A 22,815-nucleotide genomic window follows, 5' to 3' on the forward strand; every position below is an offset into this window, starting at 1 on the left:
ATGTACGACAAGGATCTGACCAACAAATGGCTCGTCGAGATCGAATTCTCCGAAGACGAGATCCACACCCATGCCTCGGCTCGTGCGCAGGTGCGCGACGACACGATGGCCACCACCGGAGACGCCTATCGCAACCCCAGGGACCCCGGGGCACCGATGATCGGTGAAGAGATCGCGGCCGCCCGCGCCCTCATCGCGCTGGGCAGCGAGCTACTGCATGCCGCATCGGCACGGATCGAGCAGTCCACGCACCATCCGGTGCACCTGTACCGCTGAGCGTCGGCTACGCGGTGACGGGCTGCTTGGCCCCCGACTCCATCTGGTGAAAGAGGTCGACGTAGTAGGGCATGCACTCGATCATGGCCTGGTGGGTGGTGAACAGCGGCTGGTAACCCAGATCGCGTCCGGCCTTGGCGATCGAGAAGTAGTTGTTGAGGTAAAGCCGTTCCACCGCAAGCGGTTCGATCAACGGCTCGGGCAGCGCGAACTTGAAGTGCAGCCACTGCCAGGCCATCATCACCTTGTGGACCAGCTTGCCGGACACATAGAACGTCGGCAGCTTGCGACCGCACGCCGCGATCACCGGGCGGGCGAACTCGAACATGTTCATCGGCTCGCCGTCGTTGATGAAGTAGGCCTGCCCGGGCGCGGTGCCACCGGGGACCAGATGCTGGCCGGCCAGGATGAAGCCGTGAATCAGGTTGTGCACGTATGAGTTGTCGAGCTTGATGTTCTTGTTGCCGACGAGCACCTTGACGTGTCCGGCGAGCACGTTCTCGAACACCTTGCGGAACATGGTCTGATCGCCGCGGCCCCAGATGCCGCTGGGCCGGATCGAACACGTCAGCATGCCCTGCTCGCCGTTCTGGGAGAGCACGAACTTCTCCGCCACGACCTTGGTCTCGGTGTACAGGTCGTTGAACCGGTTGGTGTACGGCATCGTCTCGTCACCGTTGACGATGTCCTGTCCACCCATCACGACGCTGTTGGAGGCGGTGTAGACGAAGCGCTTGACGCCCGCGGCCTGGCCCGCGTGCACCAGGTTCTTGGTGCCCTCGACGTTGACGGCGAAGCTGCGCTGCCGGTACTCCTCGGTGACCGAGGCGCCGCCCATCAGATCGATGATCGCCGCGGTGTGGATGATCGTGTCGATGTCCTTGACGGCTGCGGCCACGGTTTCCGGGTTGCAGATGTCGCCCTCGACGACCTCCAGGCCGGCATGATCGCCCAGCGGTGACGGCGCGCGGTCGAACGAGCGCACCGCGTATCCGCGGTCGAGCAGCTCGGTCACCAGGTTGGCGCCGACGAAGCCGGAGCCACCGGTCACCAGGACGCGGCCGAGTTCAGTGGTCAGAGATGCGTCACCCATGCCCGGCAGCTTAACTGAAACAGGTTCCAGTTTCGAGCGCGATCGGCAAAGTTGGTTGCTGGATCAACCTTCGTCGGCCTCTCGTGCGGCCAGTGCCTGCTCGACGCGCTGGCGTGCCCCGGCTAAGTGTTCTTCGCAGCGTTGTGCCAGCTTCTCGCCCCGTTCCCACAGGTTGAGCGAAGCATCTAAATCGAGTCCACCCTGCTCCAGCTGCTGTACGACAGCGATCAGTTCGTCGCGGGCCTCTTCATAGCCCAATTCACTAATAGGCTTCATGCTCCCACCCCTCTACTCGCTACCGTCGCTGACAGCGGTGACCACTCCGTCGGACACCCGCACCCGCAGTCGCGTGCCGTCCGGTGCGTCGGCCACCGAACGCAGAACCGTCGGCGCCCCCGATGCCGGGACTGCCTGGACCACCGCGTACCCGCGGGCCAGCGTCGCCGCCGGGCCCAGCGCGGTCAGCCGTGCCGACAGGTGGCCGACGGTGTCGGCCTCTGCGGCGATCAGCCGGGTGATGTCGCGTTGCGCGGTGGCCCGGGCCCGCGAGATCTCGTCGGACCGTGCGGTGAGCCCCGCCAAGGGCTGCGCGAGCACCGGGCGGCTGCGCAACTGCTCCAGGTGGTGCTGTTCGCGGTGTACCCAGTTGCGCAGCGCACGGGCGCTGCGTCGGTGCAGATCGGTGATCAGCGCCTGTTCGGCTGCCGCGTCGGGCACGATCCGCTTGGCCGCGTCGGTCGGGGTGGCCGCGCGCACGTCGGCGACCAGATCGGACAGGGGACTGTCGGGTTCGTGCCCGATCGCGCTGACCACCGGCGTGCGGCAGGCCACGATCGCCCGGCACAGCGTTTCGTCGGAGAACGGCAGCAGGTCCTCCACACTGCCGCCGCCGCGCGCGAGGACGATCACGTCAACCGCGTCGTCGGCATCGAGGGCCGCCAGGGCCTCCACGATCTGCGGAACCGCGTTGGGCCCTTGCACGATCGTGTTGCGGATCGCGAAGCGCACCGCGGGCCATCGGGTGCTTGCGACCGTGGTGACGTCGCGCTCGGCTGCCGAGGCGCGGCCGGTGATCAGGCCGATGGTGTTGGGCAGGAAGGGGATCGGACGTTTGAGCCTCGGGTCGAAGAGCCCCTCGGCCTCCAGGAGCCGACGCAGCCGCTCGATGCGCGCCAGCAGCTCACCGATGCCGACCGCGCGAATCTCGCTGACCCGCAACGAGAATGTGCCGCGGCCGGTGTAGAAATTGGGCTTGCCGCAGATGATCACCTGGGTGCCCTCGGTCAGTTTGACCGGGGCATTGCGCACGAGATCGCGCGGGCAGGTCAGCGTGAGCGACATGTCTGCCGCGGGGTCGCGCAGCACCATGAAGACGGTCTTGGAATCCGGGCGGACCTTGAGCTCGGTCAGCTGTCCCTCGACCCATACGGTGCCGAGCCGGTCGATCCATTTGGCGACGCGGGTCGCCACGGCGCGGACCGGCCAGGGGTTCTCCGGTGACTGACCCGGTTCGGTCACTTCGCGGTCGCGCGGGTGATCCTGTTGGCGAGCAGCGTCACGAACGGTGCGCGGGCCCGGCCGGACTCCTCGTAGGCCAGCAGCGCCTCGAGGTCGGGCACACGCAGCGAGGCCAACCGCGCGCGCAACTGCGCCAGCGTCAGCGCGTCGTACCCGAGCTCGCCGGCGATGTCAGGTGCCGCGCCTGCGGCGGTGGCACCTGCGGCCTTGCCGTTCGTCGAACCGGCCGCCTCGGGCTCCCCGGTGCTGTACAGCGCGAAGCGTCCCTCGGTGCGCCGCTCGCCGTCGCCGCCCGCGGAAGCGTCGGAATCGTCCTCGGGCTCGGAGTCGGCCTCGAGATCCTCGTCGAAGGTGGCCCACTCGGGTTGCTCGTCCTTGGGCGGAAACAGCTGCTCGAGTGTCTCGTCGCCCTTGACCACCAGCTCAGCCAGATTCTGCTGAACGTGCATGACGAGGTTGGCCGCCTGGCTCGCCACCGTCATGGGATAGGTCAGGATCGTCTGAGGCAACTTGCGGGTCTCTTCCAGGGCGGTCGCCGCCGCACCAACCAGCAGCCGGACCCCATACGGTGCAGTTCCCATGTGCACAGACTAGCCACAGCCACGGCTGGCTCCGTTGCATTGTCGCCCCGTACCCTGGAGACATGCCGCCGACAATCAACATGGGTATCCCGGGTGCCACCAGCTCGGTGAGATCAGGCGGTGGTTCGCAAGCCTCCGGCAAACGGGTTCTGCTGGCCGAGCCCCGCGGATACTGCGCCGGTGTGGACCGCGCCGTCGAAACCGTGGAGCGCGCCCTGGAGAAGCACGGCGCGCCGGTCTACGTGCGTCACGAGATCGTGCACAACCGGCACGTGGTGGAGACGCTGGCCAAGGCCGGTGCCGTATTCGTCGACGAGACCGACGAGGTTCCCGAGGGTGCCATCGTGGTGTTCTCGGCGCACGGCGTCGCGCCGACCGTCCACGTCGAGGCCGCCGCGCGCAATCTCAGGACGATCGACGCCACCTGCCCGCTGGTCACCAAGGTCCACAACGAGGCCAAACGGTTCGCCCGCGACGACTACGACATCCTGCTCGTCGGCCATACCGGGCATGAGGAGGTGGTCGGCACCGCCGGTGAGGCACCCGACCATGTCCAGGTGGTCGACAATCCGGATGCCGTCGACAACGTCACAGTGCGTGACCCGAACAAGGTCATCTGGCTGTCCCAGACCACGCTGAGCGTCGACGAGACCATGGAGACGGTGCGCCGGCTCCGCGAGAAGTTCCCGACGTTGCAGGATCCGCCGAGCGACGACATCTGCTACGCCACCCAGAACCGCCAGGTGGCGGTCAAGGCGATGGCGCCCGAGTGCGAGCTGGTGATCGTGGTCGGCTCGAAGAACTCGTCCAACTCGGTACGGCTGGTCGAGGTGGCGCTCGGCGCCGGCTCGCAGGCGTCGCATCTGGTGGACTACGCCGAGGACATCGACCCGGCCTGGCTGGAGGGCGTCACCACGGTGGGCGTCACCTCCGGGGCGTCGGTGCCCGAGGTGCTGGTGCGCGGTGTGCTCGAACGGCTCGCCGAGTACGGCTACGGGACCGTGCAGCCGGTGACCACCGCCAACGAGACGTTGGTGTTCGCGCTGCCGCGTGAGATCCGCCCGCCGCGCTCCTGATCGGCGTCAGTGCTCGATCAGTCGTCGTATTCCCAGGAGTGACGTCCCCTGGTGGATGACCGTGGCCGCGTCCGGTGCTCGACGCGGTGATCCTCGTCCTCGGAACCGCGGTAACGCACCCGCGACACCGGATGGTGCGTCGAGCGCCCGGAACCGTTGGGTGCCTGCTTGGGCTGCTCGAAGGAATCCTCGAACGGCTGGTAGTCGTCGAATCGGCGGCGTGGTCGCTGCGGCCGCTCACGTGGCGCGTCGAACGAGCCGGTGTCACGGCGCTCCGGCGGCGGCTGCTTGCGCGGTTCGCGCGGCTGGCTCCGCACCCGCCGGCGCGGCTCGCTGCTACCCGGCTCCGCCGAGCGCGGGGGCCTGGGCCGGCGCGGCCGCTCGGGCATCGCGCCGTCGAGTTCGCTGCCGAGATCGCCGTCGGGAGCACGGCTGGGGCGGGGGCGTGGGGCTGCGGCCCGCTTGGTCGGCCTGCGCTCGCCGCGCGGGCGTCCTGAGGCTCCTGCGGCCGCTGCTGCCTCCGTGCCGGGCTCTGCGCCCGCCGGACGCCGGCGGGGAGGACGTTGGGACGGGCGGCGCCGAGGCGGCGCATCCGCCGCCGGATCCGCCTCGGTCCGATCCCGGCGAGCCGACGCCGTGGCAGGTTTGCGGAGAACCAGCCCGGAAATTTTCTCTGTGACAGATGACACAATTCCCGCGGCGGGCGTGGCCTTGCCCTTCTTGGCGGTTGCGGGGTCGGCCGTTTCGGCTGCGTCGGCCCCGCGCCGCGATGTCAGGCCGACGTACCACCGGCCCAGCCCGATCAACAGCACTGCCGCCGAGAGGAACAGCATCAGCGGGAAGCGTTCGATCAGCGGATATCCGCAGTTGATCGCCAGGTCTTTCACGCCGTCGAGCTGGCCCCCGTGGAACAGGAAATAGGACCCGGGAACGGCGACGAAAAGGATGAGAGGCGGCTGGATCACGGCGGTGAACAGCCCGGCCTGCTGGACCGTCAGAACAGCCAAAAGGCAACCGAGGGAATAGCAGATTGCGAACACCGAGCTGAGCTCGCGATTGCCCGAACCGGCATCGAAAGCAAAGCCGATGGCGGTAGCGGTGATCGCCACCAGGACGGCTCCCCACCACGGCACACCGGCGAATCGCGGGTGTACAGAGCGATGGTCAGCCGGCACTGCCGACTGTGCGCGCTGTCCTGACACATGTAGACCGTACCGGCTCTGTCTGGTCGCGTGCTGCCAGCTCGCGCTGGCGTGCCTGTCACACCGGCTTAGACTGTCTTCCCTGTGAGCCTGAACCTGGGAATCGTCGGTTTGCCGAACGTCGGAAAGTCGACTCTGTTCAATGCCCTGACGCGCAACGACGTGTTGGCGGCCAACTACCCGTTTGCGACCATCGAGCCCAATGAGGGCGTGGTGCCGTTGCCCGATCCCCGGCTCGACAAGCTCGCCGAGATCTTCGGTTCGGAGAAGACCGTGCCGGCACCGGTGACGTTCGTCGACATCGCCGGCATCGTCAAAGGCGCCTCCGAAGGCGCCGGCCTGGGCAACAAGTTCCTCGCCAACATCCGCGAGTGCGACGCCATCTGTCAGGTGGTGCGTGTGTTCGCCGACGACGACGTGGTGCACGTCGACGGCCGGGTGGACCCGCGTTCGGACATCGAGGTGATCGAGACCGAGCTGATCCTGGCGGACATGCAGACGCTGGAGAAGGCGGTGCCGCGGCTGGAGAAGGAAGCCCGCAACAACAAGGAGCGCAAGCCGGTTCTGGATGCGGCGGTCGCGGCGCAGGCGGTGTTCGACGACGGCAAGACGCTCTTCTCGACCGGCAAGGACTGGTCGGTGCTGCGTGAGCTGAACCTGATGACCACCAAGCCGTTCCTGTACGTGTTCAACGCCGACGAGTCGGTGCTCACCGACGAGGCGAAGCAGGCCGAGCTGCGGGCGCTGGTGGCCCCGGCCGACGCGGTGTTCCTGGACGCCAAGATCGAATCGGAGCTGATCGAGCTCGACGACGAGTCGGCCCAGGAGCTGTTGGAGTCGATCGGGCAGACCGAGCGTGGCCTCGATGCGCTGGCGCGTGCCGGCTTCCACACCTTGCGCTTGCAGACCTATCTGACGGCCGGGCCGAAGGAATCGCGCGCCTGGACCATCCACCAGGGCGACACCGCGCCCAAGGCCGCGGGCGTGATCCACACCGACTTCGAGAAGGGCTTCATCAAGGCCGAGGTGGTCTCGTTCGACGATCTCGTCGAGGCCGGTTCGATGGCCGCCGCCAAGGCCGCGGGCAAGGTCCGGATGGAAGGCAAGGACTACGTGATGGCCGACGGCGACGTGGTGGAGTTCCGCTTCAACGTGTAGGGGCGTTCCGGTTCAGCCTCTGGAATCAGCGGCGTAAGCAGCGAGGACAGCGACCAGCGGTCGTTATATAATCACTCATATAGCGAGCGAGGGGAGTGCATCATGGCTGTTACCAGTGTTGACCTGGATCCGGAGCTGATAGAGCGTGCCAGGGCGCTCACGGGCGAACGATCCAACCGGGCCGTTCTGGATCTTGCACTGCGCCGGCTCATCGCGTCGAAGCAGAAAGGCGCAATGATCGACGGCATCGCGGGATTGGCTGACCTCTCTACCGAGTTGGGTGCGCCCGTGCTCTCGCCGGACGTGACCGAGACCTCGTGACGGATTACCTCGTCGACAACTCGGTCTGGGCAAGGTTGGCCACCGGAGACGAGGGAATCACCGCGCGACTGCGGCGCATCGAGCGAGCACCGGCCGACCTGTTCGTCACATGTCCGCCGCAGGTACTCGAGTTCTGCCACAGCGCTCGCACGCCCGAAGAGCACGCGAATTATCGCGAGCAGATCTCCCTCGGCTTCCCGCTCGAGCGTGCGCCCGACGAATCGCTGGTGCTCGAAATTCAAAGTGCCCTGTGGAATTCGGGCCTCGTACGGGCTGCTGGTTCACTCGACATCCTCATTGCCGGGTATGCCATCGTGAACGATGCGACCGTGCTGGCTGCAGACCACGACTTCGACCACATCGCCAGGGTCGTCGAGTTACGCCACGAATACATTGCGCCTTCGATGTGACGTTGTTTCGCGCTGGAATGTGGTGAAGTTCCGCTTCAACGTGTAGTGGTCCGCGAGCGTGGCGGCTATGCACGCATCAGGCCACTTTTCCGTGCACAGGTCCCACGCTCGTCGGGTTGTCGCGACCGGCTGTCGGAGTACATTGACGGCTATGGGTGGGGATTGGCGCGTCGATCGGGTCGACGAGATCCGGTCGTTGATCAAACAGGCCGAACCTGATGTCGTCGAGGAGATCAAGTGGCGCAAGCCATCGAATCCTGATGGTGTGCCTGCCTTCTCGCTGGACGGCCTGATCTGCACGCTGGAGATGTACAAGGGCAAGGTCAAGGTGAATTTCGCCAAAGGCTCGTCGGTGAAAGACCCGGACCATTTGTTCAATGCGAGCCTTGAGGCCCCGGTCGGGCGTTCCATCGATCTGCGCGAAGACGACGAACTGGATGTGGACGCGTTCAAGGCGCTGATCCAAGAGGCGGTCAGGGTCAACCGGAAGTAGCTGCGTGGTCCTCGAAGTATTGGACCAGGCAGAATTCGTGTCCTTCGGGATCGTGCATCACCAGGACCACTCCCTCGTCATAGTCGGTGCGGATACCCGCCCACCGCCCGCCGAGGGCCTCGACCTGAGCGCGGCCCACGTCGATGTCGTCTACCTGCACGTCCAGGTGAATGCGCACTTTGGTGACCTTCGGTTCGGGCACCCGCTGGAAGGTAAGTCGGGGGAGCGCTCCCGAACGCGAGCCGACCGTTGCCCAGTTCGGATCGTCCCCATGCTCGCTCGATGCTGGAATACCGAGCAATGTGGACCAGAAAGCCGACATCCGAGCGGGATCGGCGCAGTCGATCGTCACTCCGGACCAGCGGTTGACCATTGTTCCTCCCCGACATCCGGGACATTGCAGGCAGATCCTGCCACCACCGACAGTGAGGGCTGATGTATATCCCGAACGAACTACTTTCCCGGCTCGTCGGAGCGCGACTGTATTCGGTTGAGATCGTCCTCAACGACTACGTACACCTGAAGTTCGACGGGGCCACCGGTGGCGGAGAGCCGGCTGTTCTCGCGTGCTACGTCTGGCCGGTGGTCGAAAGTGCCGGTCGCGTATGGCGGGAAACCGACCTCGGCTACGCAGACAGCCTCCGCAAGTTGACTCCTGGCACCGTGGCCTCGACTGCTGAGCGGACCGGCATCGGACTTCGGATCGAACTCGACACGGGCACAGTCGTGATCCACCCGGCGTTGGACGAGGTCTACGTCGAGATCGCGATGCTCTCCGGATTCGCTGACGATGCCTGGATGGTGTGGCGTCCCGGGGAGGACAGTTTCGAGGATCTGGTGTGAACGCTGTGGCGAGTGTTCACTTTATGAAGGTGGCTGACGCGAATTTCCTACGTAAGGTGCACATTCGCCGCAGTGTCACGTGCAGAGGTCATGGTCGGCGGACATCTGCACCGTTCAATGGGTATTGAGCCGCGAACCGGTTACGTGACGGGGCCGGCGACGTAGCATTTTCTCGTGGGTTTTGTTGTCCCGCCGGACGCTTATACACGCTTCATGGGCCGGTACGCCGAGCCTCTTGCGGAGGTCTTCGCGGCGTTTTCCGGGGCCGGCGCGGGGGACAAGGTGCTCGATGTGGGATGCGGGCCGGGGGCGCTGACGGCGCAGCTGCTGTCGCTCGGAGCCCAGGTGACAGCGATCGACCCGTCACCGCCGTTCGTCGACGCGATCCACGCGCGATTTCCCGATATCGACACGCGCAGGGGTACCGCCGAGGAATTGCCCTATGAAACAGCAGCTTTCGATGCTGCGCTGGCGCAATTGGTCGTGCACTTCATGGCGGATCCGGTGGTCGGCATCCGGCAGATGGCGCGCGTGACGCGACGCGACGGTGTCATCGCGGCATGCGTGTGGGACGGCCCGACCGGCGCGCTGGCGCCGTTCTGGGAGGCCGTTCACCTCATCGACCCTGACGCCGAGGATGAGGCGCTGCTCTCCGGGGCGCGCAACGGGCATCTGAGCGAGATATTCGGGGCAGCCGACCTGCGCGGTGTGGAAGAGCGCCCTCTCGCGGTCGATGTCGTGCATCCCACGTTCGAGGAGTGGTGGGAGCCGTACACATTCGGTGTCGGTCCCGCCGGTGACTACGTCCACGGCCTCGATGACGACCGGCGTGCACATCTCGAATCAGTGGCTCGCGAGCACCTGGGCAACGGCCCGTTCACGGTGACCGCCACCGCGTGGGCCGCACGAGGGATTGTCTGACGACAGGTGGTGAGGCGCCGTACAGGTTCGGACACAGGACGTCGAGCTGGTGAGGCACGCCCTCGATACCTGAGATGCGGGTCGTTCAGAACAGCTTGCGCGCCAGCTTCCAGGCCCGGTCGCTGTAGGGCGGATACAAGACCTTGGACAGGTCGGGCCGGGTCGGTTTGGTGAGCACTGTCTTGGCGTGGCTGAATTCCTGGAAGCCCCAACGCCCGTGGTAGGCACCCATACCCGAATTGCCCACGCCGCCGAACGGCAGCCGTGTGGTGGAGGCTTGAAAGGCCACGTGGTTGACCAGCATTCCGCCGGCCGAAACCTCGGCCACGACACGGTTGCGCACGGCGCGAGATCGGCTGAACAGGTAGGCGGCAAGCGGTTTTGGTCTGTCGTTCACGAAATCTATTGCTTCGTCGAGAGATTCGACGGTGAGCACCGGCAGGATCGGTCCGAAGATCTCCTCGGTCATCAGCGGTTCGGAAGGGTGCGGGTCGACCACGATGGTCGGTTCGACGGACAGCGAGGCACGGTCGATGCCGCCTCCGAAGGTGATGTCCCCGCGGGTCTCGATCAGGTATTCCCCGAGTCGCGCAACGTGGTCGATGTTGAGGATCCGCATGCCTTTTGGCTGGTCCGCCCGGTAACGGACCCACGCGTCGCACACCCGGTCGACGAAGCGCTCGGCGACGTCACGGTGGGCGAGGACGTAGTCGGGAGCGACGCAGACCTGCCCTGAATTGATGAGCTTTGTCCACGCGACCCTGGCCGCTGCGACGTCGACATCGCAGTCGTCGGCGAGGATGACCGGGCTTTTCCCGCCCAGCTCGAGGGTGACCGGTGTCAGATGCCGCGCTGCCGCTGCCAGGACCTTGCGGCCGGTCTGGGCCCCGCCGGTGAACAGGATCCGGTCGAACGACTGCTCCAGCAGCAGCTCGCTGGTGGAGCGTCCTCCTTCGACCACGACCACCGCCTCGTGGTCGAGATAGCGGGGAACCAGCTCCACCAACAGCCGCGACGTGCGCGGTGCGAACTCGGAAGGCTTGACCAGCACGGTGTTTCCGGCCGCGATGGCGCTGATGACGGGCCCCAGCGTGAGCAGGAACGGGAGGTTCCACGTCCCGATGATCAGCACCGTCCCGTAGGGCTCGTACTCGACCCAGCCACGTCCGGGCAACTGGGGAAGTTCGAGCAGCCGTCGGTCGCGCCGCATCCAGCGCTTGACATGCTTTGCGGCGTAACGGGCTTCGGCAACTGTGCCGGCGATGTCGGTCAGCCAGGATTCAAAGGGCGCGCGCCCGAGGTCTGCCGACAGCGCGTCGATGATGTCCTTCTCGTTGTCGGTCATCATCTGCGCCAGCCGACTCAGCTGGTCGGCGCGCCACTGTGCCGATCGCGTCCTGCCGCTACGGAACGTCGCCCGCAGAATCTTGATGATCCGAGTGATGTCGACCTCGGTCAGTCCCTCATCGGCCGCCACGTGAGTGTCGTTGCCGTTTCTGGCTGTTGTTTCGGTCATCGCTGCCCCCCCATGCGTGAATAGTCATTCACATAAATCCCCGGTTCGTGATCTTGATGGTGGGCATCTAGCCTGATTGCTGCCCGATCCATCGTGGAATGGACATTAATATAATGACGCAAGCGTGAATTCTGCGCGGGCGCGGCGCGCCGACGTCGCGGGCAGCGGGTGCTAGAGCCCACCGCAGCGCGACGGGGCCAGGATCGGAGACCAGGGCGGGCAATCCGGCGGGAGGGGCTGCGGGGGAGGTGGCGGCCGCCGCGGCCCCAGCACCGGTGGCGGCGGAGCCTGGTGTGGAACGCCGCTCCACGGGTAGATGGTGTTGGAGGCGATGTCCACGACACCCTCTGAATTCCAGTACCAGTCGTGGCAGATGCCGGCGTCCCAGGTGATGACCTGGCTTCCCGGTATCGGAGGATCACCCGGACACCAGTGGGTGCAGGTGAGACCGGCCGGGCAGTTCCCGCCCTCATAGCTCGGGCCGAAGGCCGGGTCTGCGTGAACTGCGCCCGTCCCGATGCCCAACCAGGCCAGAGCCAGGCCGCAGGACACCACCACGACTACCGCTGACCGCGAAACCGGGTCCATGGTCGGTCCCTTCTCGTGAGGCGCTGCGCCGGCCGTAAAGATGCCGTCCTCACCTGGCAATTGTGCCGCTACAGCGGGCCGTGGGGCGGCGTTCGGTGAGTTTCACCCGGGACCCGGCAAACTACGTCCCGGGCGCGGTGTCGCAACCCATCTCGGCGAGGGCCAGTTTCAGTCGCCGTAGCGCGTCGTGCAGCCGGGATTTGACCGTGCCTTCGGCAATCCCGAGGTCATCGGCGATCTTGCCGGTCGTCCAGCCCAGGTAGTACGCCCGGCTGAGAACAGCGCGGTGCGCCTCGGGTAGTCCGGCCATCGCCTCGGCGACACGCATGCGGCCCAGTGCGGCGTTCACGTCATCGGCGTCCAGGACCGCATGGGCGGCGTGTCGTGGTCGGCCGGTAGTTCGACTGTCAGCATCCGAAGACCTCCGGGGCTGGTGGGGGTTGTCACGTCCAGCTTTGCCGTCGCGGTCTCCGAACGCCTCAGTGCTGGCGGCAATCGCGCTATACCTGCCAGCAGGTATAGCCAGGGTCAGTCGACGATGACGGAGATCTCATCGCCCAATCCGTAGCCGGCGGCCAGCGGCAACTCGTCACCACTCCAGAACGAGCCGGGATCGAACCAGTTGTAGTGCTTCTCGGTGGTCAGCAGACCCATCTCTTCATACGTGATGGCCACCGTCTCGGCGCAGTACGCCGTCTCCAGGCCCACCTGCCGACTACGGGCCTTCTTGCGTTCGGCGGACTCGCGAACCTTCTTGTGGACGAACGGAAGTCCCCGGGTGAAGTCGCTGACGATCGGCACCCGTCCGCGCATCCAGCGTGCGGTCAGGCGCGCGGTGGTGGGGAAGGCCGTACCGTTCATTCGGGCGATCACCTTGAGGAGCTGGTCCTCCTGCTCGCGGGACGCGAACGGGGTGAGCTGACGTAACCAGCAGCGCTGCCCGTAGCTGTGCGCCCAGCGTTCGACGACCTGACGGGCGTCGTTGAGTTGCACCCCGCGGTGGTTGGTGCCGGTCCACATGTCGAGCAGCTTGTCGCCGAGCTCGGCGTGCCAGATCAGCGGCGGCAGGTCGTCGATCGCCACCGTCATGCCGACGTGGTTGACCGGGCTGTTGGTCAGGGTCTGGATCGCCCGGTCCGGCCCGGAGCCGCCGCGAAACAGCCAGACGTCGCCGGTCCGGGTTTCCTCCAGCGCCTTGGTCAACGACACGGTGTTCGCTTTCACGTCCGCAGCTTAGGCACACTCTGAGGATGCGCAGCATCTGGAAGTGGGTCGGGCTGGCCGGCGTCGCCGGTGTCGTCGCGGGTGGAGTCATGGTGGCGCGGGACCAACGCCGCCGCAACGCCTACACCCCGCAGGACATCCGCGAGCGGCTCCACCAACGGTTGGCCGAGGCCGAGCGGGCTGAATCGACGTCGTAAGGGCGACGGCCGGTCACCGGACTCACGCTCGACAGGGCCGCCCGCCTCGGGGTCAGGATCGTCTGGGACAAACCAGTGGTTGTAAGTGAACGACCGGGAGAAGTCGCCGTTTGTGACATTCCCGGTACCTTTTCTTCGTGCCGTTCACACCGAGTGCCGGCCAGCCCTGCCAGGAGCCGCCGCATGAGTGCCAGTCCGTTGCCCAACCTGGTTGGTCGGCAGCGTGAGTGCACCCTGCTGACCGACCTGCTGGCGCGTCTGCGCCAGGGCGAGTCCGCGGTGTCGGTGATCCGTGGCGAGGCGGGCATCGGGAAATCGGTGCTGCTGGAGTACGTGGTGTCCCAGGCATCAGGGATGACTATCAGCATGACCAGGGGCATCGAGGCAGACATCGAGCTGGCTTATGCGAGCCTCCACCAGCTGTGCACGCCGTTCCTCGCCTCGATCGGCGCGCTGCCAGAACCTCAGTGTGACGCACTGCGAGTCGCTTTCGGGATGGCCGCCGGTGACCCTCCCGACCGCTTCCTGGTCGGCCTGGCGGTGTTGACATTGTTCACCCAGGCATCGGAGGCGCAGCCGGTGCTCGTTGTGATCGACGATGCCCAGTGGCTGGACCAGGTGTCCCTGCTGACGCTCGAATTCGTGGCACGCCGACTCCTGGCCGAGTCCGTCGCGATGGTGTTCGCGGTGCGCGATCCCGAGGGGCGCGGCGTTCTCAACGGGCTACCCGGGATACGGCTCGGCGGAATCGACGCCGCCGCCGCCGGTGAACTTCTCGAGGCCGCCGTGGACGGGAGGCTAGAGGAGCGGGTCCGGGACCGGCTGGTCGCCGAGACGTACGGGAACCCGCTCGCGCTACTGGAGCTCTACCGCGGCCGCAGTGCGGCCGAGCTCGCGTATGGAGTGGACGCGGGCACGACGACGAGCCGCGGCTCGGTGTCGAGCCGCGTCGAGCAGGACTTCGCGAACCGGATCGACATGCTCCCGGCGCACACCCGAACGCTGCTGCTGATCGCGGCAGCAGAGCCGGTGGGCGACGCCCGGCTGCTGCTGCGCGCTGCCGAGGTGATGGACATCACCCCCGATGCCGTACCGGCCAAGGCGGCAGGTCTGATCGAGTTCGGCGAGTCGCTTCGGTTTCGTCATCCGCTCGTCCGCTCGGCGGTGTACCGCGAGGCCGAAACCGAAGATCGCCGCGCGGTGCACCGGGCACTGGCAGCGGTCACCGACCCAGCTCTGGATCCCGACCGCCGGGCATGGCATGCCGCGGAAGCGGCCGAGGGCCCCGACGAGACGGTCGCGGCCGCGTTGGGTGATGCTGCCGACCGGGCTCGGCAGCGCGGAGGCATGGCCGCCGAGGCAGTTCTACTGGAGCGTGCCACCGAGCTGACCCCCGACCTGTGGCAGCGTGGGCGCCGAGCGTTGGCTGCCGCCGAAGCGCACTTCTCGGCGGCCTCTCCGGACCGTGCCACCGAGTTGACCTCCCTGGCGAGCCTCTGCCCGATGGATCCCTTGGATCGTGCCCGGCTGGCGCGACTGCGTGCCCGAATCCTGTTCGCCCGCAGCCGCAGTGACGAGGCGGCGCCCCTGCTGCTCGATGCTGCCGCACAGTTCGCGGTAGCAGAGTCGCCACTTGCCCGCGAGACGTATCTCGAGGCGATCAGTGCGACCGTCTTCGCCGGCCGGGTCCATGGCCAGTCCGGTGCCAGGGCCGCTGCGGTCGCCGCTCGTGCGTCCGGCGCTCCGCCTTCGAATTCCGAAGCTGCGGATCTGCTCTTGGACGGCGTGGCCACGCTGCTGACCGACGGCAACGAATCGGGGGTCCCGGCGCTGCGCCGCGCTTTCGAACCGTTCGCCCACGAGGAACTCCCCAGCCGGGAGGCGACGCTGCGGTGGTTGCTGCTGGTGCCGGTGGCGCTTGAGTCGTTCATCCACCACGGCTGGGACCTACCGGCATGGGATACGTTCGCGACCCGTGCGGTGCGGCTGGCCCGCGATATCGGCGCCCTCGGCGTGTTGCCGCCGGCCCTGATCTACCTCGGCGGCGTCTACATCCATCACGGTGACTTCGCCACCGCCACCCGCATGATCGAGGAAGCCGACACGATCGCCGCAGCGACCGGGCAAACGCCACACGCGTACGCCTCCCTGGTATTGGCTGCGTGGCGGGGCGACGAGGACGCGGCCGCCGGTCCGATCGCGGAGGCCAAGGCTCGCGCCGCCCAACGCGGGGAGGTATCGCTGCTGGGCGTCACCGGCTATATCCAGGGTGTGCTGTACAACGGCTTGGCGCGCTACGACCAGGCGCTGGTGGCCGCCCGGGGCGGCATCGAGCACGACGGCTACAACTTCACCGGTTTGTCGCTGGTCGAGCACATCGAGGCCGCGACCCGCTGCGGTGAGCTGGAAGCGGCCCGGACATCGCTTGACCGGCTGGTCGAGCTGACCTGCGCAGCCGATTCAGGATGGGCCCGCGGCGTCAGTGCCCGCAGCCGGGCGCTGCTCACAGAAGGCGACGAGGCGGATGCGCTGTACCGCACCGCCGTCGAGGAACTCGGGCGCGACCGCGTGGTCGTCGAGGTGGCTCGGACTCACCTGCTGTACGGCGAGTGGCTGCGTCGGACTCGTCGACGCGTGCAGGCGCGCGAGCAGCTGCGGACCGCACACGAGATGTTCGCCTCCATGCGGGCCACTGCGTTCGCCGAGCGGGCTCGCCGTGAACTACTGGCCACCGGCGAGCACGTGCGGACCCGAGACGCCGGGCCGGTGAACAGCCTGACTCCGCAGGAGGCGCAGATCGCGGCGCTGGCCGCGGGCGGGATGACGAATCCGAAGATCGGCGCGGAGCTGTTCCTCAGTCCACACACGGTGGAATGGCACCTGCGGAAGGTGTACACCAAGCTCGGCGTCAGCTCACGCCGTGAGCTGCCGGACGCCCTCGCCATGGCGGGCTGACGCCGACCACGTGGTCCGTGACCGGTCCGTGGCCCTGGAGCCCACGGACCCGACTACGGACTTCCGTGGCGCGGTGGACGGCGCTTGCGCGCCAGGGTGCAGTTATGCCGACAACGGATGACCTGGAGCTGGCCCTCGACGTCTTTCTGACCCACCGCACGCGGTTGTTCGGCATCGCCTACCGGGTCACCGGTGAACTCTCGGTGGCCGAGGACCTGGTCCAGGAGGCGTGGCTGCGCTGGCAGCGCACCGACCGGGCGAAGGTCCAGAACCCGGCCGCGTTCTTGACCACCACGACGACGAACCTCGCGATCAACGTCATCCAGTCCGCCCGGCATCGACGCGAGTCCCCGACCGCGTCGCCGTTGACGTACCTCATGGAATCGGACGAGGACCAGCCCACCTTGCATGCCGAGCAGACCGCGGTCGTCGAGCAGATGCTCGTGCTGCTCATGGCCAGACTGACCCACGGTGAGCTGGCGGCCTACCTTCTGCGAAAAGGCTTCGAATACGCGTATGTCGATCTCGCCGACCTGCTGCGGACCAGCGTTGCGAACGCGCGCCAACTCGTCCGCCGGGCCCAGACGCGACTGGAGGCCGGTCAGCGCACTTCGGCGGTTCTCGCAATGGACCACCGGCGCCTCACCACGGCGTTCCTGGTGGCGGTCCGCTCCGGTGATCTGCAGCATTTGGAGCGGCTGCTGGTCCCAGACCGTGTGGGCTCGAGCGCCGCGTGAGCGCAATCGCCGATACGCTTCGCGTCGGAGACATGGAGCGAATGAACGTAGAGCGGGGACGCCTGCTCGGTAGGCGCCGGGAGTGCGCGGCCCTGGACGACCTCATCACCGGTGTGGTGGGTGGTCGCAGTGCATCCCTGGTGCTGCGCGGCGAAGCGGGTATCGGCAAGACCGCGTTGTTGGATTACGTGCGCAATCACGCCATGGGTTGCCGGGTGACTCGCATCGCCGGCGTCGAGGCGGAGGCCGAGCTGGCGTTCGGCGGGCTCCACCAGTTGTGCGCGCCGTTCCAGGACCACTTCGGTCACCTTCCGGTCCCACAGCGGGCAGCGTTGGAGACGGCGTTCGGACTCAGCCCGGGCGTCCCTCCCGATCGCTTCCTCGTCGGGCTGGCGGTCCTCAGCCTGCTGGCCGATGTGGCCGAGCAACAACCCCTCATGTGCCTGGTCGACGATGCTCAGTGGCTGGACCGGATATCGGCTCAGACGCTTTCGTTCGTCGCCCGTCGCCTGCTGGCCGAGCGCGTGGTCATACTGTTCGCGGTCCGCGACTCTGCCCGTGGCGACGCGCTGCACGAAGTGCCCAGGCTCCACATCGAGGGCCTCGATGATCACGACGCCCGCACCTTGCTTGCCCTGGCTTCCCCAGGTCGGGTCGACGATCGCGTCCTCAACCGCATACTGGCCGAGGCGCGCGGTAATCCACTTGCGTTGCTTGAGTTTCCACGTGAGCCGACCACTGCGCCGCTGGCCGGCGACCACGAGTGGCTGGACGATCAGCCGCTGGCGAACCAGATCGAGAAGGGCTTCCTGCGTCGCCTTCGGTCCTTGACACCCGGCACTCAACATCTGGTGCTGCTAGCAGCGGCTGACCCGGTGGGAGATGTCGCACTGCTGCGACGCGCCGCCGAGGGGCTGGGCATCGACATGGTGGTGGCCGACGCCGAAGCGCACGCAGCGGATCTGCTCACCGTCGGCACCATGGTCCGGTTCCGTCATCCGCTGGTGCGTTCGGCGGCCTACCGGTCGGCATCGACCGCGCAGCGGCAGCAGGTGCACCAGGCGTTGGCAGAGGCGACCGACCCCGGCCACGATCCAGATCGTCGAGCCTGGCACCGGGCATGTGCCACAGGCGTTCCAGATGAGGAAGTGGCCGCCGCGCTGGAGGGCGCGGCCGCCCGCGCCCGCGCCCGCGGTGGTGTGGCTGCGGCTGCTGCGTTCCTCGACCGCGCTGCCGAACTCACCCCGGATCCGGGTCGGCGCGGTACCCGTTCGCTCGCCGCAGCGCAGGCCAAGAGCGAGGCCGGCGACTTCGGTGATGCGCTCGAGCTACTCGATGCCGTGCGGCTGCAGCCCCTGGGCGAGCGTGAGCGCGCCGTTGCCGAATTGGTGCGCGGACGAATTCTGTTCTCGTTCCGAAGTGCGAGCACCGGCCTACCGCTGCTACTCGGAGCCGCGAAACAGCTTGAGGCACTTGATCCTGCGCTGGCCACGGAAACCTACCGCGATGCGATCTATGCGGCCCTGACCGCCGGGCGGTTGCCCGGCGACACCGGTGTGGAGCAGGTCGCGGCCGCGATCCTGGCGATGCCGCGTCCGCCGGATCCAACGCGTTCGGACCTGCTCCTCGAGGGACTGTCCCGGATGACCGTCGAGGACTACGCGGCGGGAGCACCGCTGGTTCAGCGCGGCCTGGCGGCCTACCGGTCTGGCGCGATCTCACCCGAAGAAGGGTTGGGCTGGCTGCCGCTGGCCTGCCGATTGGCCTGCAATACTTGGGAATTCGACGACTGGACGGTGTTGTCGGCCGCATTGGTCGAGTCGGCGGTCGACGCCGGTGCACTCGCGGTTCTCCCGCCGGCCCTGTTGCTGAGGTTGTCGAACCGCGTCTATGCAGGTGATCTCGCGGCGGCGGACGCACTGGTCGCCCAGGCTGCGACGCTGGGCGAGGTGACGGGAAGCAGTTTCTTCGCGCACTACGGCGCCATGGTCGTCGAGCCTTGGCGAGGAGACGAGGCCCAGACCCGACAGGCGATCGACCTGATCACCGATGACCCGAGGTTGCGTGGCGAAGGGAAGACCCTCACGGCGACGGAGTGGGCGGCCGCCGTGCTCTACAACGGCCTTGGCCGGTATGACGAGGCGTTCGCGGCAGCTCGGCGGGGATCGGCCTACCCGCAGGAGCTCGGCCTGTCAACCTGGTCGTTGGCCGAAATGGTCGAGGCGGCAGCGCGTCTCGGCCGTCCGGAGGATGCTTCGGCAGCGGTGCGGCACTTCGAGGCTATGGCGGAGGCTACCGGGACGGACTGGGCTAGGGGCACCGCCGCATATGTTTCGGCGCTGGTGAGCGAACCTGCCGTTGCCGAGCAGCGCTATCAGGAGGCCATCCGGCTTCTCGAGCGCACTGAGGTCCGAATGCTGACTGCACGAGCATATTTGGTGTACGGCGAATGGCTGCGGCAAGAGTGCCGCCTGGCCGAGGCTCGGCAGCGACTGGGCCGCGCGCACGAATTGCTCACCAGTATCGGTGCTGTCGGATTCGCCGAACGGGCTCGCCGCGAGCTGGCGGCCACCGGAAAGGTGCCGAGGGGTTCATCGCTCGAACGGCCGGCGCCCGAGCCAGGTTCGCCACTGACCTCGCAGGAGATGCAGATCGCCTGCCTTGCGGCCGACGGGCTGACCAACTCGGAAATTGGCGCCCGCTTGTTCATCAGCGCTCACACCGCTGAATGGCATCTGCGAAAGGTGTTCAACAAGCTGGGAATTCGATCCCGCAGACAGATCGCGAGCATGCTGTCCGACAGGACATCGTCCTAGTTCCTGTCACATTTGCTCCCGCTGAATTGTCTGTTTGTGTATGCGGCGCAGAATAATTCACGATTCCCAAACCTTTCCTCTGCTCGGTCGCAGCGCCGAATGTCAACTGCTGGACCACCTGATCTCGAGTATGGCGACGGGCAGCCGAGTGCTGGTGCTACGCGGAGAGGCCGGGGTCGGTAAGAGCTCACTGTTGGACTACGTGCTCGACCAAGCGCTCGAACAGGCGGAGGGCTACCGTACGACGCAGGTGGCCGGAGTCGAGTCGGACATGGATCTCGCCTACGCCGGCCTGCAGCAGTTGTGCAGGCCACTGCTCGGTCACCTTGATGAGCTACCGGAAACGCAGCGCGAGGCACTGGCCGTAGCTCTTGGTATCTGCTCCGGGGACACCCCGCAGCCGCGTCCGGTGGAAGAGGCGGTCCTGAGTCTGCTGGCTGCCGCCTGCCGCGATCGGCCATTGCTGTGTCTCATCGATGACTCCCAGTGGTTGGATCACCCTTCGTTGGACGTGTTGGCGTTCGCGGCTCGGCGATTCGTGGGCGAACATGTTGCACTGGTGTTCGCATCCCGTGACGTCGGTGCCGAGGCGCTGGTCGGGCTGCCTGAACTGGTGATCGGTGCTTTGTCGGACGAGCACGCGCGGGACTTGCTTGGCTCGGTTTTCATCGGCCGCCTCGACTCGCGGGTCAGTGATCGCATCATCGCCGAAACCCGTGGAAATCCACTGGCGTTGGTGGCGCTTCCACGGGACGGGTCCGCTGCCGAAATTGCCGGGGCATTCCGCCGAGGCAACACCCACCCGGTGACGGGACGGATCGAGCAGAACTACATCGACCTCATCGGATCGCTTTCGCAGCCGACGCGACAACTGCTTCTCGCCGCAGCCGCCGAGCCCTTGGGGGATAGCGCCGTGCTGGTCCGCGCCGCAAGTCATCTCGGCATCGCCGCAGAGGCGTTGAAGCCTGCGGTGGATGCTGGTGTGATCGACATCGACCCGCATGTGCGGTTTTGTCACCCCCTGGCGCGGTCGGCTGCCTACCGTGCCGCGGATCCGTCTGAGCGTCGTGACGCCCACCGTGCGCTGGCTGAAGTCACCGATGCGCAGGCCGATCCTGATCGCCGGGTGTGGCACACGGCCAATGCGGCGACGTGGCCCGATGACGCGGTGGCCGCCCAACTCGAAGCTTCCGCGGGCCGGGTTCGCGCGAAAGCCGGTGTGGCTGTCGCCGCGATGTTCTTGGAGCGGGCCGCATTTTTGACGTCGGTCCCCGAGATTCGTGGCGACCGCGCACTGGCTGCCGCCCGGGCCAAGCTCGATGCCGGTGCGTTAACGGACGCCGACAAGTTGCTTGCCATGGCCGAGTTGGTCCCGGCAACTGAACTGCAGCGCGCACGGGCAGCGCGGCTGTCTGCCCAGATGGAGTTCGCGAAGCGCCGTGGCGGTGACACCAGCGCGGCACCGCTGCGCGAAATTGCGTCCCGAATGCACGATGCGGCAATCCTGTTCCAGGACCTCGATAGTGGGGCGGTGCGGGGGACCTATCTGGAGGCGCTCGCTGCCGCCATGTACGCGGGAAGACTCGGGGACGTCCCTGCTGTGGCACAGATCGCCGAGGCCGCCCGTTCTGGCATCGACCGACTTCCCTCATGCTCGGGTCCGGTGGCCACCGTGTTGCGGGGTATGACCGACCAGATCACCGGTCGACCGTACGCCGCCGCCGAGCTGTCGGCCGCCTTGGAAGAGATCGGCACGGAAGGGTTGAACGACGACGGCCACGCGTCGCGGTGGATGGTGCCTGCCCTCCCGATCTTTCAGCAGTCTTCGGCATACGAATTGTGGGATGACGCACTGGTGGATCGGATTTCGACGGCAACAGTGCGTCGGGTCCGCGAGTCGGGCGCTTTCGCGTTACTGCCGGAAACGCTGGCCTACCGCGCCGTCGTACATATGCTGGCCGGCGAATTCACCGAGGCGCAAACTTTTCTGGCAGAGGCTCATTCGATCTCGACATCGATCCGCTACTACACACCGCTGCGGTATCAGTCGCTTGCGCTCGACGCCTGGAAGGGTGATCCGGCTGACCTCGACGCGATCAGGGCCGGTGCTGACGCCGCCCTCGCCTGCGGTGACGGACGTGTCCTGGGCCTGGCCCGGTACGCAACTGCGGTGCTCTGCAACGGTCTCGGCCGCTACGAGGACGCGTTCACGGCTGCCCAAGAGGCATCGGAGTACGAGGATCTCGGACTCTACGGCTGGTATCTGGGCGAACTGATCGAGGCGGCGACTCGCATCGGCAACACCGAAGCAGCCGGGGATGCGCTCGAACGTCTCACGGACCGCATGTCGAAGAGAGACACCGACTGGGCGCTGGGAACCTTGGCCAGTGCGCGGGCACTGGTGGCCGACGATCACGGTGCCGAGGCCCATTACCTCGAGGCGATCGACCGCCTCGGGTGTACCCGGGTCCGGATCCACCATGCCCGGGCTCATCTCCGCTACGGCGAGTGGCTGCGTCGCAGGCGGCGACGGTCGGCAGCCCACGACCACCTCACCGCGGCCCGTGACATGTTCCGCCGGTTCGGCGCCCAGGCATTCGCCGATCGGGCCGATCGAGAACTGACCGCGAAAGGCGACGGTTCGTGCCAGAAGCAGGTTGTCGGCGGTGATCACCTGACCGCCAAGGAGGTGCAGATCGCCCGCCTCGCGGGGGACGGGCTCACCAACTCCGCAATCGGTGAGCTGCTGTTCATCAGCACCCACACCGTCGAGTGGCACCTTCGAAAGGTGTTCGTCAAGCTCGGGATCACCTCACGCCGACAACTTCGGAACCTCTCCCTGGCCGGGTGACTCGCGTTCGACGGGAGTCAAGCCGTCCTGCGGGCCTGG

At 66.8% G+C, this 22,815-nt stretch carries 23 protein-coding genes; 13 read left to right on the plus strand and 10 right to left on the minus strand.

Annotation, left to right across the window (positions count from 1 at the left end; translation table 11 throughout):
- Window positions 1-276 (plus strand): dsRBD fold-containing protein, encoded by a 276-nt coding sequence (locus ACNQR1_RS11370; RefSeq protein WP_418046145.1) that lies wholly within the window; start codon window positions 1-3, stop codon window positions 274-276.
- Between the two features lie 7 nt (window positions 277-283).
- On the opposite strand, the gene ACNQR1_RS11375 is transcribed toward ACNQR1_RS11370, so the two are convergent.
- The 4 genes from ACNQR1_RS11375 to ACNQR1_RS11390 all read right to left on the minus strand — a co-directional run bounded on the left by ACNQR1_RS11375 (window position 284) and on the right by ACNQR1_RS11390 (window position 3,468).
- The gene (locus ACNQR1_RS11375) at window positions 284-1,369 is read right to left on the minus strand and encodes an NAD-dependent epimerase/dehydratase family protein (protein ID WP_418046146.1); all 1,086 of its coding nucleotides are present in this window, start codon (window positions 1,367-1,369) and stop codon (window positions 284-286) included.
- A 63-nt stretch (window positions 1,370-1,432) separates the two neighbouring features.
- Entirely contained in the window at window positions 1,433-1,645 is a 213-nt protein-coding gene (locus ACNQR1_RS11380) for an exodeoxyribonuclease VII small subunit (protein ID WP_418046147.1), read from the minus strand.
- Between the two features lie 12 nt (window positions 1,646-1,657).
- Window positions 1,658-2,887 (minus strand): exodeoxyribonuclease VII large subunit, encoded by a 1,230-nt coding sequence (xseA, locus tag ACNQR1_RS11385; protein WP_418046148.1) that lies wholly within the window; start codon window positions 2,885-2,887, stop codon window positions 1,658-1,660.
- Window positions 2,884-3,468 (minus strand): lipid droplet-associated protein, encoded by a 585-nt coding sequence (locus ACNQR1_RS11390; protein ID WP_418046149.1) that lies wholly within the window; start codon window positions 3,466-3,468, stop codon window positions 2,884-2,886. Before ACNQR1_RS11390 ends, xseA begins: the two co-directional genes overlap by 4 nt.
- Before the next feature lie 62 nt (window positions 3,469-3,530).
- Between ACNQR1_RS11390 and ACNQR1_RS11395 the strand changes: the two genes are divergently transcribed.
- Entirely contained in the window at window positions 3,531-4,544 is a 1,014-nt protein-coding gene (locus ACNQR1_RS11395) for a 4-hydroxy-3-methylbut-2-enyl diphosphate reductase (RefSeq protein ID WP_418046150.1), read from the plus strand.
- A 17-nt stretch (window positions 4,545-4,561) separates the two neighbouring features.
- Here ACNQR1_RS11395 and ACNQR1_RS11400 read toward each other — a convergent pair whose 3' ends face one another.
- The gene (locus ACNQR1_RS11400) at window positions 4,562-5,746 is read right to left on the minus strand and encodes a DUF6542 domain-containing protein (RefSeq protein WP_418046151.1); all 1,185 of its coding nucleotides are present in this window, start codon (window positions 5,744-5,746) and stop codon (window positions 4,562-4,564) included.
- A gap of 84 nt (window positions 5,747-5,830) precedes the next feature.
- Here ACNQR1_RS11400 and ychF point away from each other — a divergent pair, with 84 nt between their 5' ends.
- The 4 genes from ychF to ACNQR1_RS11420 all read left to right on the plus strand — a co-directional run bounded on the left by ychF (window position 5,831) and on the right by ACNQR1_RS11420 (window position 8,128).
- Window positions 5,831-6,904 carry a redox-regulated ATPase YchF gene (gene ychF / locus ACNQR1_RS11405; RefSeq protein WP_418046152.1) on the plus strand — a complete coding sequence of 358 codons (1,074 nt, stop codon included), beginning with the start codon at window positions 5,831-5,833 and terminating at the stop codon, window positions 6,902-6,904.
- A gap of 102 nt (window positions 6,905-7,006) precedes the next feature.
- Window positions 7,007-7,225, plus strand: a complete 219-nt coding sequence (locus ACNQR1_RS11410; protein WP_418046153.1) for a type II toxin-antitoxin system VapB family antitoxin — start codon at window positions 7,007-7,009, stop codon at window positions 7,223-7,225.
- Window positions 7,222-7,635, plus strand: coding sequence for a PIN domain-containing protein (locus ACNQR1_RS11415; protein WP_418046154.1), 414 nt, complete (start codon window positions 7,222-7,224; stop codon window positions 7,633-7,635). The genes ACNQR1_RS11410 and ACNQR1_RS11415 overlap by 4 nt, the downstream gene beginning before the upstream one ends.
- A 151-nt stretch (window positions 7,636-7,786) precedes the next feature.
- Window positions 7,787-8,128 carry a DUF1801 domain-containing protein gene (locus tag ACNQR1_RS11420; RefSeq protein WP_418046155.1) on the plus strand — a complete coding sequence of 114 codons (342 nt, stop codon included), beginning with the start codon at window positions 7,787-7,789 and terminating at the stop codon, window positions 8,126-8,128.
- Here ACNQR1_RS11420 and ACNQR1_RS11425 read toward each other — a convergent pair.
- Window positions 8,115-8,501 carry a VOC family protein gene (locus ACNQR1_RS11425; protein ID WP_418046156.1) on the minus strand — a complete coding sequence of 129 codons (387 nt, stop codon included), beginning with the start codon at window positions 8,499-8,501 and terminating at the stop codon, window positions 8,115-8,117. The two genes, ACNQR1_RS11420 and ACNQR1_RS11425, sit on opposite strands and share 14 nt — an antisense overlap.
- A 62-nt stretch (window positions 8,502-8,563) precedes the next feature.
- Between ACNQR1_RS11425 and ACNQR1_RS11430 the strand changes: the two genes are divergently transcribed.
- On the plus strand, window positions 8,564-8,971 hold the full coding sequence (locus tag ACNQR1_RS11430) for a hypothetical protein (RefSeq protein ID WP_418046157.1): 408 nt from the start codon (window positions 8,564-8,566) through the stop codon (window positions 8,969-8,971).
- A 174-nt stretch (window positions 8,972-9,145) separates the two neighbouring features.
- A complete protein-coding gene (locus tag ACNQR1_RS11435; RefSeq protein ID WP_418046158.1) occupies window positions 9,146-9,892 on the plus strand; it encodes a class I SAM-dependent methyltransferase in 747 nt (248 codons plus the stop codon).
- 85 nt (window positions 9,893-9,977) lie between these two features.
- Here ACNQR1_RS11435 and ACNQR1_RS11440 read toward each other — a convergent pair whose 3' ends face one another.
- From ACNQR1_RS11440 to ACNQR1_RS11455, 4 genes are all read right to left on the minus strand, one after another.
- Window positions 9,978-11,408: an aldehyde dehydrogenase family protein gene (locus ACNQR1_RS11440; protein ID WP_418046159.1), complete on the minus strand. Its 1,431-nt coding sequence runs from the start codon at window positions 11,406-11,408 to the stop codon at window positions 9,978-9,980.
- 171 nt (window positions 11,409-11,579) lie between these two features.
- A complete protein-coding gene (locus ACNQR1_RS11445) occupies window positions 11,580-11,996 on the minus strand; it encodes a hypothetical protein (RefSeq protein ID WP_418046160.1) in 417 nt (138 codons plus the stop codon).
- 121 nt (window positions 11,997-12,117) lie between these two features.
- Entirely contained in the window at window positions 12,118-12,345 is a 228-nt protein-coding gene (locus tag ACNQR1_RS11450; RefSeq protein WP_418046161.1) for a sigma factor-like helix-turn-helix DNA-binding protein, read from the minus strand.
- 179 nt (window positions 12,346-12,524) lie between these two features.
- Window positions 12,525-13,205 (minus strand): guanylate cyclase, encoded by a 681-nt coding sequence (locus tag ACNQR1_RS11455; protein WP_418050339.1) that lies wholly within the window; start codon window positions 13,203-13,205, stop codon window positions 12,525-12,527.
- Window positions 13,206-13,246: 41 nt separating this feature from the next.
- Here ACNQR1_RS11455 and ACNQR1_RS11460 point away from each other — a divergent pair, with 41 nt between their 5' ends.
- The 5 genes from ACNQR1_RS11460 (at window position 13,247) to ACNQR1_RS11480 (ending at window position 22,776) form a co-directional block, all read left to right on the plus strand.
- Window positions 13,247-13,417 (plus strand): hypothetical protein, encoded by a 171-nt coding sequence (locus tag ACNQR1_RS11460; protein ID WP_418046162.1) that lies wholly within the window; start codon window positions 13,247-13,249, stop codon window positions 13,415-13,417.
- Window positions 13,418-13,600: 183 nt separating this feature from the next.
- Window positions 13,601-16,372, plus strand: a complete 2,772-nt coding sequence (locus ACNQR1_RS11465; RefSeq protein ID WP_418046163.1) for a helix-turn-helix transcriptional regulator — start codon at window positions 13,601-13,603, stop codon at window positions 16,370-16,372.
- 104 nt (window positions 16,373-16,476) lie between these two features.
- Window positions 16,477-17,109: a sigma factor gene (locus ACNQR1_RS11470; RefSeq protein ID WP_418046164.1), complete on the plus strand. Its 633-nt coding sequence runs from the start codon at window positions 16,477-16,479 to the stop codon at window positions 17,107-17,109.
- A gap of 32 nt (window positions 17,110-17,141) precedes the next feature.
- Entirely contained in the window at window positions 17,142-19,925 is a 2,784-nt protein-coding gene (locus ACNQR1_RS11475) for an AAA family ATPase (RefSeq protein WP_418046165.1), read from the plus strand.
- 40 nt (window positions 19,926-19,965) lie between these two features.
- Window positions 19,966-22,776: an AAA family ATPase gene (locus ACNQR1_RS11480; RefSeq protein ID WP_418046166.1), complete on the plus strand. Its 2,811-nt coding sequence runs from the start codon at window positions 19,966-19,968 to the stop codon at window positions 22,774-22,776.
- Window positions 22,777-22,815: the final 39 nt, after the last annotated feature.

Source organism: Mycobacterium sp. 48b (genome assembly GCF_048282725.1).
GTDB lineage: Bacteria > Actinomycetota > Actinomycetes > Mycobacteriales > Mycobacteriaceae > Mycobacterium.

Coding starts and splice junctions, on each gene's coding strand:
- ACNQR1_RS11370 (WP_418046145.1), top strand. CDS start 1: ATGTACGACAAGGATCTGACCAACAAATGGCTCGTCGAGATCGAATTC.
- ACNQR1_RS11375 (WP_418046146.1), bottom strand. CDS start 1,369: ATGGGTGACGCATCTCTGACCACTGAACTCGGCCGCGTCCTGGTGACC.
- ACNQR1_RS11380 (WP_418046147.1), bottom strand. CDS start 1,645: ATGAAGCCTATTAGTGAATTGGGCTATGAAGAGGCCCGCGACGAACTG.
- ACNQR1_RS11390 (WP_418046149.1), bottom strand. CDS start 3,468: ATGGGAACTGCACCGTATGGGGTCCGGCTGCTGGTTGGTGCGGCGGCG.
- ACNQR1_RS11395 (WP_418046150.1), top strand. CDS start 3,531: ATGCCGCCGACAATCAACATGGGTATCCCGGGTGCCACCAGCTCGGTG.
- ACNQR1_RS11410 (WP_418046153.1), top strand. CDS start 7,007: ATGGCTGTTACCAGTGTTGACCTGGATCCGGAGCTGATAGAGCGTGCC.
- ACNQR1_RS11420 (WP_418046155.1), top strand. CDS start 7,787: ATGGGTGGGGATTGGCGCGTCGATCGGGTCGACGAGATCCGGTCGTTG.
- ACNQR1_RS11425 (WP_418046156.1), bottom strand. CDS start 8,501: ATGGTCAACCGCTGGTCCGGAGTGACGATCGACTGCGCCGATCCCGCT.
- ACNQR1_RS11430 (WP_418046157.1), top strand. CDS start 8,564: ATGTATATCCCGAACGAACTACTTTCCCGGCTCGTCGGAGCGCGACTG.
- ACNQR1_RS11440 (WP_418046159.1), bottom strand. CDS start 11,408: ATGACCGAAACAACAGCCAGAAACGGCAACGACACTCACGTGGCGGCC.
- ACNQR1_RS11445 (WP_418046160.1), bottom strand. CDS start 11,996: ATGGACCCGGTTTCGCGGTCAGCGGTAGTCGTGGTGGTGTCCTGCGGC.
- ACNQR1_RS11460 (WP_418046162.1), top strand. CDS start 13,247: ATGCGCAGCATCTGGAAGTGGGTCGGGCTGGCCGGCGTCGCCGGTGTC.
- ACNQR1_RS11465 (WP_418046163.1), top strand. CDS start 13,601: ATGAGTGCCAGTCCGTTGCCCAACCTGGTTGGTCGGCAGCGTGAGTGC.
- ACNQR1_RS11470 (WP_418046164.1), top strand. CDS start 16,477: ATGCCGACAACGGATGACCTGGAGCTGGCCCTCGACGTCTTTCTGACC.
- ACNQR1_RS11475 (WP_418046165.1), top strand. CDS start 17,142: ATGGAGCGAATGAACGTAGAGCGGGGACGCCTGCTCGGTAGGCGCCGG.
- ACNQR1_RS11480 (WP_418046166.1), top strand. CDS start 19,966: ATGCGGCGCAGAATAATTCACGATTCCCAAACCTTTCCTCTGCTCGGT.